General features: G+C 71.4%; 9 protein-coding genes. 3 read left to right on the top strand and 6 right to left on the bottom strand.

Annotated elements, in window-relative coordinates; translation table 11 throughout:
• Positions 1–50: 50 nt before the first annotated feature.
• From AABA78_RS06900 to AABA78_RS06885, 4 genes are all read right to left on the bottom strand, one after another.
• Positions 51–5759 (bottom strand): DUF6982 domain-containing protein, encoded by a 5709-nt coding sequence (locus AABA78_RS06900; RefSeq protein WP_338262172.1) that lies wholly within the window; start codon positions 5757–5759, stop codon positions 51–53.
• A 119-nt stretch (positions 5760–5878) separates the two neighbouring features.
• Positions 5879–7249: a peptidase MA family metallohydrolase gene (locus AABA78_RS06895; protein ID WP_338262171.1), complete on the bottom strand. Its 1371-nt coding sequence runs from the start codon at positions 7247–7249 to the stop codon at positions 5879–5881.
• Between the two features lie 52 nt (positions 7250–7301).
• Positions 7302–8519, bottom strand: a complete 1218-nt coding sequence (locus tag AABA78_RS06890) for a threonine ammonia-lyase (RefSeq protein ID WP_171420822.1) — start codon at positions 8517–8519, stop codon at positions 7302–7304.
• Between the two features lie 109 nt (positions 8520–8628).
• Positions 8629–9858: a Glu/Leu/Phe/Val family dehydrogenase gene (locus AABA78_RS06885; protein ID WP_171420820.1), complete on the bottom strand. Its 1230-nt coding sequence runs from the start codon at positions 9856–9858 to the stop codon at positions 8629–8631.
• 68 nt (positions 9859–9926) lie between these two features.
• Between AABA78_RS06885 and AABA78_RS06880 the strand changes: the two genes are divergently transcribed.
• On the top strand, positions 9927–10436 hold the full coding sequence (locus AABA78_RS06880) for a helix-turn-helix domain-containing protein (RefSeq protein ID WP_338262170.1): 510 nt from the start codon (positions 9927–9929) through the stop codon (positions 10434–10436).
• Positions 10437–10444: 8 nt separating this feature from the next.
• Here AABA78_RS06880 and AABA78_RS06875 read toward each other — a convergent pair whose 3' ends face one another.
• Complete coding sequence (locus AABA78_RS06875) at positions 10445–12871, bottom strand: DEAD/DEAH box helicase (protein ID WP_338262169.1); 2427 nt, start codon at positions 12869–12871, stop codon at positions 10445–10447.
• Between the two features lie 68 nt (positions 12872–12939).
• On the opposite strand from AABA78_RS06875, the gene AABA78_RS06870 reads away from it, so the two are divergent.
• Together AABA78_RS06870 and AABA78_RS06865 are read left to right on the top strand one after the other, a co-directional pair.
• On the top strand, positions 12940–14070 hold the full coding sequence (locus AABA78_RS06870; protein ID WP_338262168.1) for a sigma-70 family RNA polymerase sigma factor: 1131 nt from the start codon (positions 12940–12942) through the stop codon (positions 14068–14070).
• A 106-nt stretch (positions 14071–14176) separates the two neighbouring features.
• A complete protein-coding gene (locus tag AABA78_RS06865) occupies positions 14177–14725 on the top strand; it encodes a hypothetical protein (RefSeq protein ID WP_338262167.1) in 549 nt (182 codons plus the stop codon).
• A gap of 28 nt (positions 14726–14753) precedes the next feature.
• On the opposite strand, the gene AABA78_RS06860 is transcribed toward AABA78_RS06865, so the two are convergent.
• Complete coding sequence (locus tag AABA78_RS06860) at positions 14754–16319, bottom strand: beta-ketoacyl synthase N-terminal-like domain-containing protein (protein ID WP_338262166.1); 1566 nt, start codon at positions 16317–16319, stop codon at positions 14754–14756.
• Positions 16320–16322: the final 3 nt, after the last annotated feature.

The following is a 16322-nucleotide window of genomic DNA, read 5'->3' as shown; positions in this document are numbered from 1 at the left end:
CTCTTTTTTGTGCGGCGTGTGGGCGGCGGGGGCCGCCCCGGGGGTGGGCTTCAGCCCTCGGCGACGGCCTGCACGCTGGCGCGGTAGATGAAGATGCGCGCGGTGTTGGTGCGGGTGTCGGCGGGGACGACGAAGAAGCCCGGGGTGGGGCCCTTGAAGTCCTGGGAGAAGCCGGCCACCTGGCGGCCGTCGTTGAAGGTGACGCGGATCTTCGAGCCCTCCGCCTGCGGCTGACGCGCGCCCGCGGCGAGCATGAAGAAGATGGCCTTCACGCGCTTGCCGGGGATGCGCTCCGGGGCGAAGCCGCTCTGCTGCTCCAGGGAGATGGTGTCCTCCAGGAGGTCCGCGTCGCGGATGGTGCCGCGCTTCACCTGGCCTTCGACGGTGTGGATGATGACGCGGTGTTCGCCCTCCACGAAGGAGTTGGTGGCGGAGGCGAAGCCGCCCCCCGGCACCTCGAACAGGGTGTCGTCCGTGGGGCGCAGGTGGTTGGCCGTCACGGGGGTGGCGGCCACGGCCGGCGTCGCGGGGGCGACGGGCGTCGGGCCCCGGAGGGTCGGGGCGGCGGGCGTCAGCCGGGCCACGGGCGTGGCGGAGAGTGACAGGGCCGGCGGGGGAGGCGGAGGCGGAGGCATGGCCGCGACGGGCAGGGCGGGGACGACGTCCTCGACGAGCTCGATGTCCGCGACGGGCTCGGACTCGGGCTCCACCTCCTCGACGTCGAGGGCGGGCGTGGCGTCGAGCTCCGCGTCCACGTCCACGGCGGGCTCTTCCCAGCCGGAGGACGGGGCCGCGGCGGCGGGCTGTGCGGCCCACGTGGGGGCGGTGATGTCGGTGAGGGAGACCTCTTCCTCGGCGACGGGCTCGCTGTCCTCGACGGCGGGGGCCTGGGGGGCTTGCCAGGGGGGCGCGGCGGGCGCGGAGTCCGCCATCCAGTCGGGCTGGGCCTCCTTGGGCGTGGCCCAGGCGGAGCGCGCCGCGGGGGCCTCGGGGGCGCCCCATTCCGGCGTGGCGGGAGGGGCCACCCATTCGGAGGCGGCTTCCTCGACCGGGGCATCCCACGGCTGCTCGGCGCCGGTGGCCGGCTGGGCCCAGGCGGATCCGGCGCTGGTGTCCTCGGTGGCGGCCCACTCCGACTGCGCGGCGGCAGGCGCCGAGGCGTCCGTGGCGGACCACGGCTGCTCCGCGCCCGGGGTCACATCCTCCGTCGTCGCCCATTCGGGTTCGGCTTCGATGGGAGCTTCTTCCGCGGCGGCCCATTCGGGCTGAGCGGCGACGGGCGCAGCTTCTTCCGTGGAGGCCCACTCGGACTGAGTGGCGACCGGCGCGGTCTCTTCAGCCGTGGCCCACTCGGGCTGGGCTTCGATGGGCGCGGCTTCTTCCGTGGCCCACTCGGGCTGAGCTTCGATGGGAGCGGCTTCTTCCGTGGCCCATTCGGGCTGAGCGGCGACGGGTGCGGCTTCTTCGGTGGCCCACTCCGGCTGGGCTTCGATGGGCGCGGCTTCTTCCGTGGCCCATTCGGGCTGAGCGGCGACGGGTGCGGCTTCTTCGGTGGCCCACTCCGGCTGGGCTTCGATGGGCGCGGCTTCTTCCGTGGCCCATTCGGGCTGAGCGGCGACGGGGGCGGCTTCTTCGGTGGCCCACTCCGGCTGGGCTTCGATGGGCGCGGCCTCTTCCGTGGCCCATTCCGGCTGCGCTGCCGCGGGCGTAGCGGTTTCGGCAGTGGCCCATTCCGGCTGAGCTTCGATAGGGGCGGCTTCTTCCGTCGCGGCCCATGCAGACTGCGCTACCGCAGGCGAAGCGGCCTCTTCGGTGGCCCACTCGGGCTGTGCCTCAATCGGCGCAGCTTCTTCCTCGGTGGCCCACTCAGGCTGAGCTTCGATGGGGGCGGCTTCTTCCGTGGCCCATTCAGACTGCGCGGCCGCGGGCGTAGCGGTTTCAGCAGTGGCCCATTCCGGCTGAGCCGCGACCGGCGTAGCGGCTTCAGCATTCGCCCACGCGGACTGTGCAGCGACCGGCGCGGCGTCCGTCGTTGCCCACGCGGACTGCTCGGAAACGGGAGCGGTCTCTTCCGTGGCCCACTCGGGCTGCGCCTCAATCGGCGCGGCTTCTTCCTCGGTGGCCCATTCAGGCTGCGCCTCAATCGGCGCGGCTTCTTCCTCGGTGGCCCATTCAGGCTGCGCCTCAATCGGCGCGGCTTCAGCATTCGCCCACTCGGACTGCGCGGCGACCGGCGCGGCGGTTTCAGCCGTGGCCCATTCCGGCTGCGCTTCGATGGGCGCGGCCTCTTCCGTCGAGTTCCACGCGGGCTGAGCGGCGTCCGGTGCGGCAGTTTCAGTTGTGGCCCATTCGGGCTGAGCTTCGATGGGCGCTGCCTCTTCCGTGGCCCACTCGGACTGCGCGGCAACAGGCGTGGTGCCTTCCGTGGAGGTCCACTCAGGTTGAGCCGCCACGGGTGCGGTCTCCTCCGCCGTGGCCCATTCAGACTGCGCGACGACGGGCGCGGTCTCTTCCGCCGTGGCCCATTCAGACTGCGCGGCAACGGGCGCGGTCTCCTCAGCCGTGGCCCATTCAGACTGCGCGACGACGGGCGCGGTCTCTTCAGCCGTAGCCCACTCCGGCTGAGCAGCGACCGGCGCGGTCTCTTCCTCCGTGGCCCATTCAGACTGCGCGGCGACCGGCGTGGTCTCTTCCGTGGCCCATTCGGGCTGGGCTTCGATGGGGGCGTCTTCAGTGGTGGCCCATTCGGGCTGCGCCTCGATGGGCGCGGCCTCCGTGGTGGCCCACTGCGGCTGCGTGGGAACGGCCGCTGCGCCTCCGGAGGTGGCCTGTGCATCGAGCGGCGCGGCCTCTGCCGTGCCCCATTCGGCCTGCTCGGCGACAGGCGTGGTGTCTTCCGACGTGGCCCATTCAGGCTGCGCCTCAATGGGCGCGGCCTCTTCCGTGGCCCACTCGGGCTGCGCCTCAATGGGCGCGGCTTCTTCCGTGGCCCACTCGGGCTGGGCCTCGATGGGAGCGGCTTCTTCCGTGGCGCTCCCGTCGGATGCATGGGCGATGGGCGCGGCGTCGGCTTCCGGGGTGGCCCATTCGGACTGGGCCTCGATCAGCGGAGCCTCTTCGGACGGCGGCGTCCATCCGCCCTGGACGTCAGCGGACGACACCGACGCGGATGCGGCCTCCGCGGATTCAGCGGCCGGGGCGTCCCAGGCGTTCGCGGTGGGCTGTTCGGACGACGCGGTGGAGGCCCACTCGGGCTGGAGCTCGATGGGGGCGGAGTCCTCGGCGGCGGGCTCCACGGCGTCGGCGGCCCACTCGGGCTGCAGCTCGATGGCAGCGGACGCATCCTGCAAGCCCACGGTGTCGGTCGCGTCGGAGGGCGCGCCCTCGGCGGACCACTGCTGCCCATCCTCGCCCGCGGCGTTCCACGCGGAAGGCTCGGTGGACTGCGCTTCGGCGAGCGATTCGGCCGCGGTGGCCAGCGGCACGGCTTCGTCGGCACTGCCGCTCAGCTCGCCCCACTGTTCCGAGGCCTGGGCTGCTCCGGCCATGGGCTCGACATCGTCCGCGCCAAGTTCCAGCGTGTCGGCTTCGATGTCCGGACCGACCGGGATGCTGCGGATCCGCAGCGACGGGACGCCCGATTCATTCGCGAACGGGGAGGGCGGCGGAGTGAGCTGCTGCTCCTCTTCGGCGCCCAGGTCGGCCACGTCGAAGGTCTGCGCCTCCACACCGGCCGCGACCGCCGAGGCCGCGCTGCCGTCGGACCAGTCCGCGTCGCCTTCGTGGGCGACATCGTTCGCGTCGAGCGCGATCTCCTCGGCGGGGGACTCCGCCGGATCACCGCTGGCAGACTGCCAGTTCGTCGCGACGTCGTCCGTGCTGAGCGCGATCTCCTCGGAGGGGGCTTCCGGGGAGGTGGCGCTCCCCGCCTGCCAATCCGTGGCGACGTCGCTCGTGTCGAGCGCAATCTCCTCGGCAGGGGCTTCCGCCGAAGCATCCGTCTCCGGCGCATTGCCGGAAGCCTGCCACTCCGTGGCGACATCACTCGCGCCGAGCGCGATCTCCTCGCTGGAGGACTGCGCGGCCGTGGCGCTGTCCGACTGCCAATCCGTGGCGACCTCGCTCGCATCGAGCGCGATCTCTTCGGCGGGCGTCTCGGTGGCAACGGCGCTGTCGGCCGTCCACTCCGTCACGCCATCGCTTGAACCGGGGGAACTCCCGTCATGGGGCGTCTGCGCAGATGCGGCGCTGTCCGACTGCCAATCCGTGGCGACGTCGTTCGAACCGAGCGCGATCTCCTCGGCCGGGGTCTCACCACCGGCCTGCCAATCCGTGGCGACGTCGCCTGCGCTGAGCGGGATCTCCTCCGCCACCGCGGCATGATCACCGGACTGCCACTCCGCAGCGACGTCGGCCGTGCTCGCCGCGGCCTCACCACCGGCCTGCCACGTTCCCTCAGTGGCCGTCTCCGGCTGCCACTCCGTGGCGACGTCGCCCGCGTCCAGGGCGATCTCCTCCGCGGGCACTTCGGTGGCCGCGGCGCTGTCGGTCCACGCCTCCGCGATGTCACCCGCGCCGAGCGCGATCTCTTCCCCGTGCTCCGGCGCTCCAGCGATAGGGGCCGCATTCTCCCCCCACGCTCCCGCCGTCTCCGTGGCGACCGCCTGCACGGCCTCTTCCGCGGGCGCGGCGGGCTCCGCCGTCGCGACGTCGCTCCAATCCCAATCCGCGCCCCCGCCATCAGCGGACGCCGTCGGCTCCACCGCGAGCGGCGCCGTGTCGAGCGCGCTGGCTCCGGACTCCTCGGACTCCACCGCGAGCGGCGCCGCATCCCACGCCGCGTCCATGGGCGCGGGCGACAGGTCCTCGGCCAGCACCGCCTCGGACTCGGGCTCGGCCTCCAGCAACTCCGCGTCTTGGGCCGCCTGCTCCGCGGAGGCCAGCGCCTCCGCCATCGGATCCAACCCGGACGTCGCCGGAGCCTGGGCCTCCGACTCGACCTCCATCGACAGGTCCGCGAACGAGTCCTCCAGCGAGGGCTCCGGCGCGGCGGCCGCCACCGGGGCCGGCGTCTCCATCGACAACCCGGAGAAGTCCTCCTCCGCGCCCGTCCCCCACGCCTCCGCCGGCGCCGCCGCGGGCGAAGTCGCCACGGGCGCTTGCGGCATCCACGGCGCGGGCTCGCTCAACGACGGGATGTCGATGTCGTCCGTGCTGAGGTTCAGGCTGTCCTGCTCGGTGGGCGCCTGCGGGACGTACCCACCGGCCTGCGGATCCACCGGGGCCGCGTAGCCCGCGGCCGCGTTCGCGTCGTACGCCGCGTTCGGGTCATACGCGGTGTTCGGGTCGTACGCCGTGTTCGGGTCATACGCCGCGTTCGGATCATACGCCGCCGCGTTGGGGTCGTAGCCGGCGGGGTAGGCGTACCACTGGCCGTCCTCGCCGTAGTAACCTTGGGCGTTGGGGTCGTAGCCGGCGGGGTAGGCGTACCACTGGCCATCCTCGCCGTAGTACCCCTGGGGCTGCTCGTAGCCGGCGGGGTAGGCGTACCACTGGCCGTCCTCGCCGTAGTACCCCTGGGGCTGCTGCTCGGGCTGAGCCCAGGCCTGGGCCGCCGCCGCGGTGTCCGCCGCGTCCTGGATGCCCAAAAGGCCGCGCAGCTCGACCCAGCGAGCCTCCTCGACAGCGGACAGGCTTCCCAGCTTCCGCTTCTCATCCAGGAAGCGGAACTCTCTCATCGCGGCGCGCGTATCGGACATCCGTCACCTTGCTGCGCCAGCGTCCAACAGGGGGACCGCCGCAGCGAAAATCTTGGAGGGTCGCGAGTGTAGGGGACTCCCGCCAGGGGGTAAACCAATCCGCCACGCCCGACCGGCCGCTACCTCCCCGAGAGGGCGGCACGCACCGCCTGGTCCAGGCCCGCGAAGTCCTTCTCGTAGGTGGCCTTCAGGGCCTCCTGGAAGGAGTCGGCCCGGCCCGCCTTCTCGATGAAGTCCAGCAGCTTCTCCTGGCCCCCCAGCCGCACCAGCTCCCGCACCGCCATGGCGGACGTGCCGTAGGCGATCTCCGGCTGGGACATGGAGATGGGCGCCTGCGAGTCCATCTCCGACAGCTTCGGCAGGGCCCCCTGCTTCGCCTGGTTGCGCATCACGTCCCGCAGGTAGCGCGGCGGGCCGTCCAGCCCCAGGTAGCGCCACTCGATGTACTCGGCCAGGCCCTCGTTGAACCAGCGGGGCAGGGCGCCGCCGCCGCGCGGGCTGATTTCATCCACCGCCGCGTGCACGTACTCGTGGACCAGCGTGGCCTTCGTCGCCTGCGTCAGCTCCGCCGCGTCGTTCATGCGGATGGCGTCCTCGGAGTACAGGCCGGCCACCGCGGCCGCGTACCGGGCGCCCATGTGCGTGGCGAACTCGTCGCGCGTGTAGAGCACCACGTTCAGCTGCCGCGCGCGGGCCCGCCCCAGCGTGCGCTGGGTGAAGTCATAGGCCTCGTCCAGCGCGGACACGACCTTGCCCTCGTACTCCGCGCGCTGGCCGAAGTCCCGGTCGCTGTTGAAGTAGCGGATGGCGAAGCGGCTGTTCTGGCGCACGCGCATGCCGTCCTTGCCCACGCCGGACTCGTAGGAGAGCCCCGCCGGCCGGACGTCTCCGCCCGCCGTCGCCTTCGCCTGGCGCGTGTCACCCGGGACGGGCTCGCCGTTCATCCGCTGCTCCAGGCGCTCCGCCTCGCGCCGCGCGGACTCCTCCGCCGACACCTGCGAGCGCGCGTGCTGCATCAGCTTGCGCGCCTCCGCGGCCTCCTTCGACTTCGGGGGCACCTGCTGCAGCGTGGCCAGCGCCCCCGCCGAGTCCTTGTCCAGGAGCTGCAGCCGCCCCAGCTCCAGCGCGAACGCGCCGTCCTTGGGGAAGTTCGCCAGGCCCTTCTTCAGCGCCTCCTCCGCGGCGGCCCGCTGATCCGTCCTCAGCGCCGAGCGCGCCACGCACCGCAGCCCGCCCGCCGTCTCCTGAAAGGCCACGGCGCGCTCGCCCAGCGAGTACGCCATCACCGCGTCCTCGGAGAGCAGCGCCTCGCAGCCCTTGAGCAGCGGGGCCGCCACGGCCGGCCGCTGCGCCTCCGGGTACGAGGCGGGGTCCGCGGCGGCGAACGCGAGGTACAGCTCCTCCCACTCCTTGTGGGCCGCCAGCTCCTTCGCCTTCTGCGCGGGAGGAGCGGCGGCGAGGAGCAGCAGGGCGATGAGGGGCGTGTTCATGGGTTTCCGGAGTATCGCCGAACCCCCGAGCGCCCGCGCAAGCCTCCCCGCCCTACGTCCGGGCGACCTGCCAGCCCTGGGCCTCCAGCGCCGTCATCAGCTCCTGGATGTGGGCGTGCCCCGTGGTCTCCAGCATCACCTCCACCGTGGCCTCGCCCAGGCCCGCCTTGGAGAAGGCGCGGTCGTGGTGCAGGTCCACCACGTTGGCGCGCATCTCCGCGATCTGCGTGGTGAGCCGCGCGAGCATGCCGGGCCGGTCCGGCAGCCGCACCTCCAGCTGCACCAGGCGGCCCGCCTTCACGAGGCCCCGCTCGATGATGCGGCTGATGACGTTCATGTCGATGTTGCCGCCCCCGACGATGATGGCGACGCGCTTGCCCTTCGCCTGCGGGATCCGGCCGTTGACGAGCGCCGCCAGCCCCGCCGCGCCCGCGCCCTCCGCGACGGACTTCTCCTGTTCCAGCATCATCAGGATGGCGGCGGCGATCTCCTCCTCGTCCACCGTCACGACGGCGTCCACGTACTTGCGCACGTGCTCGAAGGTGAGCTCGCCCGGCACCTTCACCGCGATGCCGTCCGCGATGGTGGTGCCCGCGGCGGTGAGCTCCGTGCGCTTCCCGGCATCCAGCGACGCCTTCATGCTCGCGATGGTGGAGGCCTGCACGCCCACCACCTGGATGCGCGGGTTCGTCTGCTTCAGCGCCACGGCCACGCCGGAGATGAGCCCGCCGCCGCCCACCGGGACAATCACCAGCTCCAGGTCCGGGCACTGCTCCAGCAGCTCCAGGCCGATGGTGCCCTGGCCCGCGATGACGTGCGGGTCGTTGAACGGGTGCACGAAGACGAGGTTCTCCGCGGCCTGGATGCGCAGGGCCTCCGCGTAGGCCTCGTCGTAGTTGGCGCCCTTGAGCACCACGCGCGCGCCGTAGTCGTCACGCGTGCGCGTCACCTTGATGAGCGGCGTGCGCTCCGGCATCACGATGGTGGCGCGGATGCCCAGCCGCCGCGCGTGGTACGCCACGCCCTGCGCGTGGTTGCCGGCGGAGGCCGCGATGACGCCGCGGCGCTTCTCTTCTTCCGTCAGCGTCAGCAGCTTGTTGAGGGCGCCGCGCTCCTTGAAGGCGCCGGTGCGCTGGAGGTTCTCCAGCTTGAAGTACACCACCGCGCAGTCGGTCCTCTCCGTGAAGTAGTCCGACGCGGGGCACGGCGTGGGGCGCAGCGCGGTGCGGATCCGTTCACGCGCCGCCTGGATGTCCTGCAGGGTGACCATCATGGCCGGGCGTGTAGCGGAAGCCGGCCCCGTACGGAAGTGACCCGGAGCCCACGCGCGCCTGGACGCGATGCGGCAGCGGCCGGACGGCCGCTCTCCATCACCCACGTCAGATGCCGCGCAGCACCGTGGCCTTGCCCACCCGGCCAATGGCCAGGATGTAGGCGGCCGTCCGCATGGAGACCTTCCGGGAGCGGGCAATCTGCGCCACCCGGTCGTAGGCCTCCTTCATCGTCTTCTCCAGCTCCGCGTTGACGCGGTCCTCCTCCCAGGAGACGTGCTGGAGGTTCTGCACCCACTCCAGGTAGCTCACCGTCACGCCGCCCGCGCTGGCCAGGATGTCCGGCACCACGAAGATGCCGCGCTTCTCCAGGATGTCGTCCGCCTCCGGCTGGGTGGGGCCGTTGGCGCCCTCCACCACCAGGCGCGCGCGCACGCTGTTGGCGTTGTCGCGGGTGAGCACGTGGCCCAGGGCGGCGGGGATGAGCACTTCACAGTCCGCCGCGAGCACGTCCTCGTTGGTGCACGGCGTGCCGCCGGAAAAGCCCGTCACGGTGCCGGTGCGCTTCACGTGCTCGAAGAGGGAGGGCACGTCCAGGCCCAGCGGGTTGTACATGCCGCCCAGCACGTCGGACGCGGCCACCACCACGCCGCCGTCGCCCCAGATGAGCTGCGCGATGTGGCTGCCCACGTTGCCGAAGCCCTGGATGGCGAAGCGCGTGCCCTTCACCGGCATGCCCAGGTCGCGCAGGATTTCGCGGCATACGTAGAGCAGGCCGCGCCCGGTGGCGGCCTCGCGGCCCTTGGAGCCGTACAGCTCCAGGGGCTTGCCCGTGACCACCGCGGGCGAGTGCCCGTGGTAGCGCGAGTACTGGTCCATCACCCAGGCCATCACCTGGGGGTTGGTGTTGACGTCCGGCGCGGGGATGTCGCGCGTGGGCCCGATGACGTCCTGAATCTGGTCCACGAACTTGCGCGTGAGCCGCTCCACTTCCTTGAGGCTCATCTGCGCGGGGTCGCACGCCACGCCGCCCTTGGCGCCGCCGTAGGGCACGTTCACCACGGCGGTCTTCCACGTCATCAGCGACGCGAGCGACACGCACTCGTCCTGGTCCAGGGCCGGGTGGTAGCGCAGGCCGCCCTTCATGGGGCCGCGGCTGTTGTCGTGCTGGATGCGGTAGCCCAGGAACGTGCGGATCTCTCCGGAGTCCATCTCGATGGACACCTGCACCTTCACCTCGCGCAGGGGCGTGGCCAGGAGCGTCTCGATGGGCGTGCCCACGTCCATGACCCGCGCGGCCTTGCGGAAGTAGTAGTTGGTGCCGTCGACGGCGTTCATGGCGGGCTTCACTCCTGAGGACAGACGGAAAACCTTAACAGAAGGGGTGCGCTACGATGCGCGTGTCCATGCGCCCCCACTCCCCGGACGACAGCGACGCCGGTTCGTCCCTGCTGGGACTGGCGCGGCGGATCCGCACGCTGCGCGAGCGCCGGGGCCTCACCCAGGAGGACTTCGCCGCCCGGTGTGACATCTCCGTGAGCTTCGTGTCGCTGCTGGAGCGCGGCGAGCGCAACCCCAGCTACGACACGCTCCTCCAGGTCGCGGCCGCGCTGGAGCTGCCGCTGTGGGAGCTGTTCCGGCTGGAGGACGCGGAGGACGCGGGGGCTCATCGGCTGGTGGAGTGGGTGCGGCTGCGGAAGCTGGGCCGGGAAGACGTGGACCGCCTGCTGGCCGTGGCGGAGGCGATGTTCAGCGGTGGGCCGGGCGCTCCGGGCCTCGTCGTGAAGGCGGTCGGCGCGGCCTGTACTTCACCGGCGTGTGGCCGGCCCGTGCTGGCCCGGGGGTTGTGCGTCGCGCACTACCACCGGGCCCGCAGGAAGAAGGCGCCCTCCGGCGGACCGGAAGGCGCCCCGTAGCCGAAGCGCTACTTGCGCTTGGCGCGCTCCACCTTCAGCGTCTTGCCCTCGCCGTGAGGCTTGCCGTGGGTGGCCTCGAAGCCCGCCACGTCCTCCTCCGCGACGAAGACGTACGCGTACGTGGGGCGCAGGTCGGTGCGCAGCACCTTGCCCGCCGGAGCGCCCGCGGCCTCCAGCGCGGCGGTGACGCCCGCCTCGTCCAGGCCCTCCTGCCGGCCCAGGCCCACCCACAGCCGCGCCTGGCCGGGGACATCCGGCAGGGCCTCGTGGCGGGGGCGGCGCTCCTCACGCTGGCCGCGCGGACGGTGCCGCTCCAGCTTCAGCGGCTTGTCGTTGTGCGTCTTGCCGTTGAGGGCCTCGAAGCCCGGGGCGTCACCTTCCGGCACGTAGACGTAGCCGTAGGTGGGGCGGGTGAGGGCCTTGAGGACCTTGCCGCCCGGGGCGCCCAGGGACTCCAGCGTGGCGGGCAGCTTCGCCTCGTCCATGCCGTCATCCATGCCCAGGTTCACCCAGAGCTTCACCTCGCCGGGGGCCGCGTCCGGGGACGGGGGCGGGCGGGTGCTGGGGACGTCGCGCTCGCTGCGCGGCTTGCTCTTCTCCACGCGCAGCGTCTTGCCGCCGTGCTGCTTGCCGTTGAGGGCCTCGAAGCCCGCGGAGTCGTCCTCGGCGACGAAGACGTACGCGAACGTGGGGCGCAACTCCGCGCGCACCAGCTTGCCCACCGGCGCGCCCGCGTCCTCCATGGCCGTGGCGATGCTGCCCGGCCCCAGGCCGTCCGCGGTGCCCAGGTTCACCCAGAGCTTCGTCTCACCCGGGCCCGGCTCCAGCGCGGCGGAGGGCGCGCCACCCCGGCGCTCGCCCCGGTCCTCGCGGCGCGGCTCGTCGCGGCGCGGACGGCGCTCGCGGTCCGGGTGCTCGTCGCGGCGGGGGGGACGCTCGGTGCGCTCGCCCCGCTCCTCGCGGCGGGGACGCTCACGCTCGCGCTCGCGGTCCTTGCCCCGGCGCTCCACCGGCTTGCGCTGCTCCACCGGCTCGCGCTTCTCCGTCTCCCCGGCGGCCTGCGCCTTCTCCATGCGCAGGCGGCTGAAGTAGTACTTGATGAGGAAGGCGATGAGGTCGTCCGCGTCCGGGCGCTGCTTGAGCTGCGAGGCCAGGGGCAGGAAGCCCTCGAAGATGCTGGAGCCCATGCCCTCGCGCAGCTCGCGCACGTGGCGCTCGGTCCACAGGTGCATCGCCTCTTCGGGGGCGGGCATCTCGCGCATCTCGAACTTGATGCCGAACTTCTTCTCCAGCACGGTGAACGTCGCCAGCTCGCGCCCGGAGAAGAGGTTGATGGCCGTGCCCTTGTTGCCGATGCGGCCCGTGCGGCCCACGCGGTGCAGGTAGACGGCGGGGTCCTCCGGCAGGGAGTAGTTGATGACGTACTCCAGCCCGGAGATGTCGATGCCGCGCGCCGCGATGTCCGTGGCGACCATGAAGGCCACCTCGCCGCGCTTCACCTTGCCCATCACCCGCTCGCGCTCCTTCTGCGGCAGGTCTCCGTTGAGCAATTCCGCGTCGAAGCCGTTGCGGTTGAGCACCGCGGTCACCAGCGCCGTGTCATCCCGCGTGTTGCAGAAGATGATGGCGTTGGAGGGCTCCTCCTTCTCCAGGATGTAGATGAGGTTGCGCGGCTTGGGGAACTGATCCGACACGTCGTAGCGGATGTGGTGGATGTGCTCCACCGTGAAGACGTCGCCGGACAGCAGCAGCGTCTCCGCGTTCGTCGTGTAGCGCGCGATGAGGTTCTGGATGTCCGTGGGGACGGTGGCGCTGAAGAGCAGCACCTGGCGCGTCTTCGGAAGACGGTCGAGGATGCGGGTGACCTCCTCGTAGAAGCCCTGGTTCAGCATCTCATCGGCTTCATCGAGGATGGCGTGGTCGCAGCCGTCCAGCTTCAGGTTGCCGCGGTTGATGTGGTCGAAGACGCGGCCCGGGGTGCCCACGATGATGGGCGTGCCCTCTTCCAGCGCGTCCTCCTGCTGCTTCATGGAGGCGCCGCCGTAGATGGCCGCCACCTTCACGCCCTTGTACTTGGCCAGGGTGGTGAGCTCCTCCGCCACCTGGAGCGCCAGTTCGCGCGTGGGGCAGAGGATGAGGGCGCGCACGCGCTTCTCGTCCGCGGGGATCTTCTCCAGCAGGGGCAGGCCGAAGGCGGCCGTCTTGCCCGTGCCCGTCTTGCTGCGGACGATGAGGTCCTTGCCCGCCATCGCGGGACCGAAGGCCTTGGCCTGGACGGGGGTGGGACTGGTGTAGCCGCGCTCCGCCAGCGCGCGGCGGAGGGGCTCGGAGAGGTTCATTTCTTCGAAGCTGATGTCCGCGATGTACTCGCCGGGACGCGTCGTGGCTTCGTCAGGCGCCGGGGCTCCCGGCGTGGGCTCTTGGATGTCGCTCATCGGGCATGGGCATAGCCCCTGCATTACCCTCTGGCAACAATCGCGGCACTTTGGGGTATGGAGCGCGCATGGCGAATGGGAGGAAGAGAACCAATGGTCCGGCCGCCCCCCGGCCCCGCGCGAAGCGTCCCGCGGCCTCCGCCCGTCCGGAGTCCGCCCGGGAGACCGCCCCAGGGGCTCCGGATGAAGAGGTGGAAGAAACCAGCCAGGACCCGGACGCCCTGGAGCCGGACCTGGCGGAATTGAACGAGGCGGAGGCGGAAATCGAGGAGGTGGCCACCCCGGCCCGCCCCGTGCGCCCCGCCACCCTGGTGAAGGCGGAAGGCGCCGCCATCACCAATCGGGACCCCCTCCAGGCCTACATGGCCGAGGTGACGCGCCACCCCCTGCTCACCCGGGAGGAGGAGCACCGGCTGGCCAAGGAGTACCAGGCCACGGGGGACGTCCGGGCGGCCTACCGCCTGGTGGCCTCCAACCTGAGACTCGTGGTGAAACTGGCCCACGAGTACCACCGCAACCCCCTGTCGCTGCTGGACCTGGTGCAGGAGGGCAACATCGGGCTGATGCAGGCGGTGAAGAAGTACGACCCGGACCGGGGCGTGAAGCTCAGCTCCTACGCCGCCTGGTGGATCCGCGCCTACATCCTCCGCTACATCATGGACAACTGGAAGATGGTGAAGCTGGGGACCACCGAGGCCCAGCGGAAGCTCTTCTTCAAGCTGCGCCAGGAGCAGGAGAAGCTCGTCTCGCAGGGCTTCGAGGCCAGCCCGCGCCTCTTGGCGGAGCGCCTCAACGTCACCGAGCAGGACGTGGTGGAGATGGACCAGCGGCTGGGGCACGACGAGATGTCCCTCGACGCGCCGCTGGGCAATGACGGGGACTCAGGCGCCACCCGGGCGGACCGCTACCTGCCGTCCAACGCGGTGCCCGCCGACGAGCGCCTGGGCAGCGAGCAGCTCAAGGCCCTGTTCCGGGAGAACCTCAACGCCTTCGCCCAGACGCTGGAGGGCAAGGAGCGCTACATCTTCGAGCACCGCCTCACCGCGGACGAACCGCTCACGCTCCAGGACATCGGCGACAAGTACGGCGTCAGCCGCGAGCGCGCCCGGCAGATTGAGGCGGCCCTCATCAACCGGATGCGCGAGTTCATGCGCGAGCGCATCCCGGACTTCGACATGGTGGCGGTGCCCAAGGGCTGACAGCCGGCCGTGGACCCCCAGGGGGTGGGGGCGCGGGGCGGGGGAGGGCCGCGCTAGGATGGGCGGCCTCCACACCCCATTGCTTCCCGTCCGGGAGGTCGTCTCCATGCGCCAACTGCTTCGTGCGGCCCCGTTGTGGGCCCTCACCCTGTCCGCCGTCCTCTTCACCGGTTGCGCTGGCCACCAGCGCGACAACTACATCCGCGACCGCGCGGCCACCGTCGCCTACGAACAGCCGCTCGCGCAGCTGTGGCCGGAGGTGAAGACCCTCATGGACGCGCATGGCTATTCGTGGCGCGAGCTGCCCAACCAGTACGTGCTGGAGACGGAGTGGCTGGACTCCGGCGGCGGCACCATGGGCCCCACGTCCTCCACGCGCTACCTCATCGAGGGGCTCACCCTGGCGGATGGCCGCGCCGTGCTGCGCGCCCTGCGCACGGACCGCGTGCAGCAGCAGGTGGCCATGGGCTACGCCACGGACAAGGGCAACGGCGGCCTGGCGGATTCGAACGCCGTGGGCCGCAGCACCACCGGGCTCGCGCCGGAGCAGAAGGCCAGCTACCGCGACCTGGAGCTGGAGCTGGAGTTCTTCCGCAAGCTCAACCCGAAGGGCGCCACGGCCCTGGAGGCAGAGGCGTCCGCGAAGTACCCGTAGGCGGCTCGCGGACGCTCGCGCCTCCCGGCTACTTCCAGGGCCGGGAGATGATGCAGGCGTTGATGCCGCCCACGCCCATGGACAGCTTGCCCGAGCACCCCTCGGGCGCCGCCGCTTCCTGGTTGAAGACGAAGCGGCCGTGCACCTTGGCGATCTGCTTGTTGAGCTCCGGCGCGGCCAGCGGCGTGGGGAACACCTTGCCGGCTTGCGCGCCCAGGTACTGCGCCGTGAGCTCCCAGCCGCCGCCCGCGGACATGCCGTGGCCGAAGGTGCCCTTGCGCGCGGTAATCAGCACGGACTCCGGCAGCACGTCGCGCAGGTTCTGCACCTCCAGGAAGTCGCCCGGGGTGGCGGTGGCGTGCAGGTCCCAGCTGCCCACGTCCTGGGGCTGGCAGCCCGCGGCGCCCAGCGCCTCGCGGATGGCCAGGGTGGGGCCCTCCTTGGACGGGGTGATGATGTGGTCCGCGTCCGCGGTGACGCCCACGGCCACGGGCTCCAGGCCCAGCGCCTTGAAGCCCTTCTGCGTGAAGTGCTCGTAGTCGCCCACCACCCACACCACCGCGCCGCCGGCGATGTGCGTGCCGCGCAGGGCGGTGAGGGGCTTGGACACGGCCGCGTCCGCGGAGATGACGCGCGCGTTGTAGAAGCCGCCCACCACCAGCGGGTTGGGCGCCGCGTCCGTCATGCCCAGCACGACGGCCTTCGCCTCACCCAGGCGGATGGCGTTCATGGCCAGCTTCAGGCCGTAGCCGAAGGACGAGCACGCGGCCACCGGGGCGAACGTCATGCCCGTAATCTGGCCCAGCATGGACACCTGGGACGCGGGCGTGTTGTGGATGTTCCACAGCACGTTGGAGGACACGGCGTTCCACGGCGGCTCGGGCGCGTTCCACTTCTTCTGCAGGCGCCCGTTGCGCGTGCGCTTCTCCTTGATGACGGCCAGCTTGGCGGACTCCACGTCGCCCTCGTCGGGCACGCCAATGGCTTCAATCTCGCGCAGCTCCTCCAGGTACTCGCGCAGCTCCGGCGAGCGGCCGGCCCAGAAGTGCCACCAGTCGTCCTCCGCCCTGTCGCGCTCCACCTCTTCAATCGTGGAGGGCTCCGGGGGCAGGCCGGGCAGGGGCTCGCGCGTCTCACGCCACTCGCGCAGGGCGCCGTTCCTCTCCGGGGAGGCCCAGAAGCGGTCCCACCGGCGCTGGGCGCGGTAGAGGTCCAGGGAGATGTTCTGGATGGTGGGCAAATCCCCCAGGCCGGTGCCCACGTAGACGTGGGCCTTGGTGCCCAGCTCCTGGAGCTCTTTTTCAATGCCCGGGTTCTGCGCGAGCGACTGGATGAAGGCGCCGATGGCGTATTGCGTGGGCTGCCCCATCTTCCGCTCCAACTGGGAGAAGCGGTTGGCGGGGAAGCGCGCGTCAATCCACGGCTTGTAGTCCGCCAGGTTGAACGTGGGCGTGCCGACGAGGAAGTTGTCCGGACCGAAGCCGTTGAAGGGGGTCAGCCAGGTCTCGGACGACTCGAGGTTCTTCGCGAAGGCCTCGATGTTGGGGGAACGCGGGGCGACCACGCCCCAGCCGAAGATTCCGACTCTGCGCACGGG

This window comes from Corallococcus caeni (assembly GCF_036245865.1).
Classification (GTDB): domain Bacteria; phylum Myxococcota; class Myxococcia; order Myxococcales; family Myxococcaceae; genus Corallococcus; species Corallococcus caeni.
The sequence above is the reverse complement of the archived record's forward strand: the minus strand, read 5'-3'. Positions and strand labels throughout refer to the sequence as shown.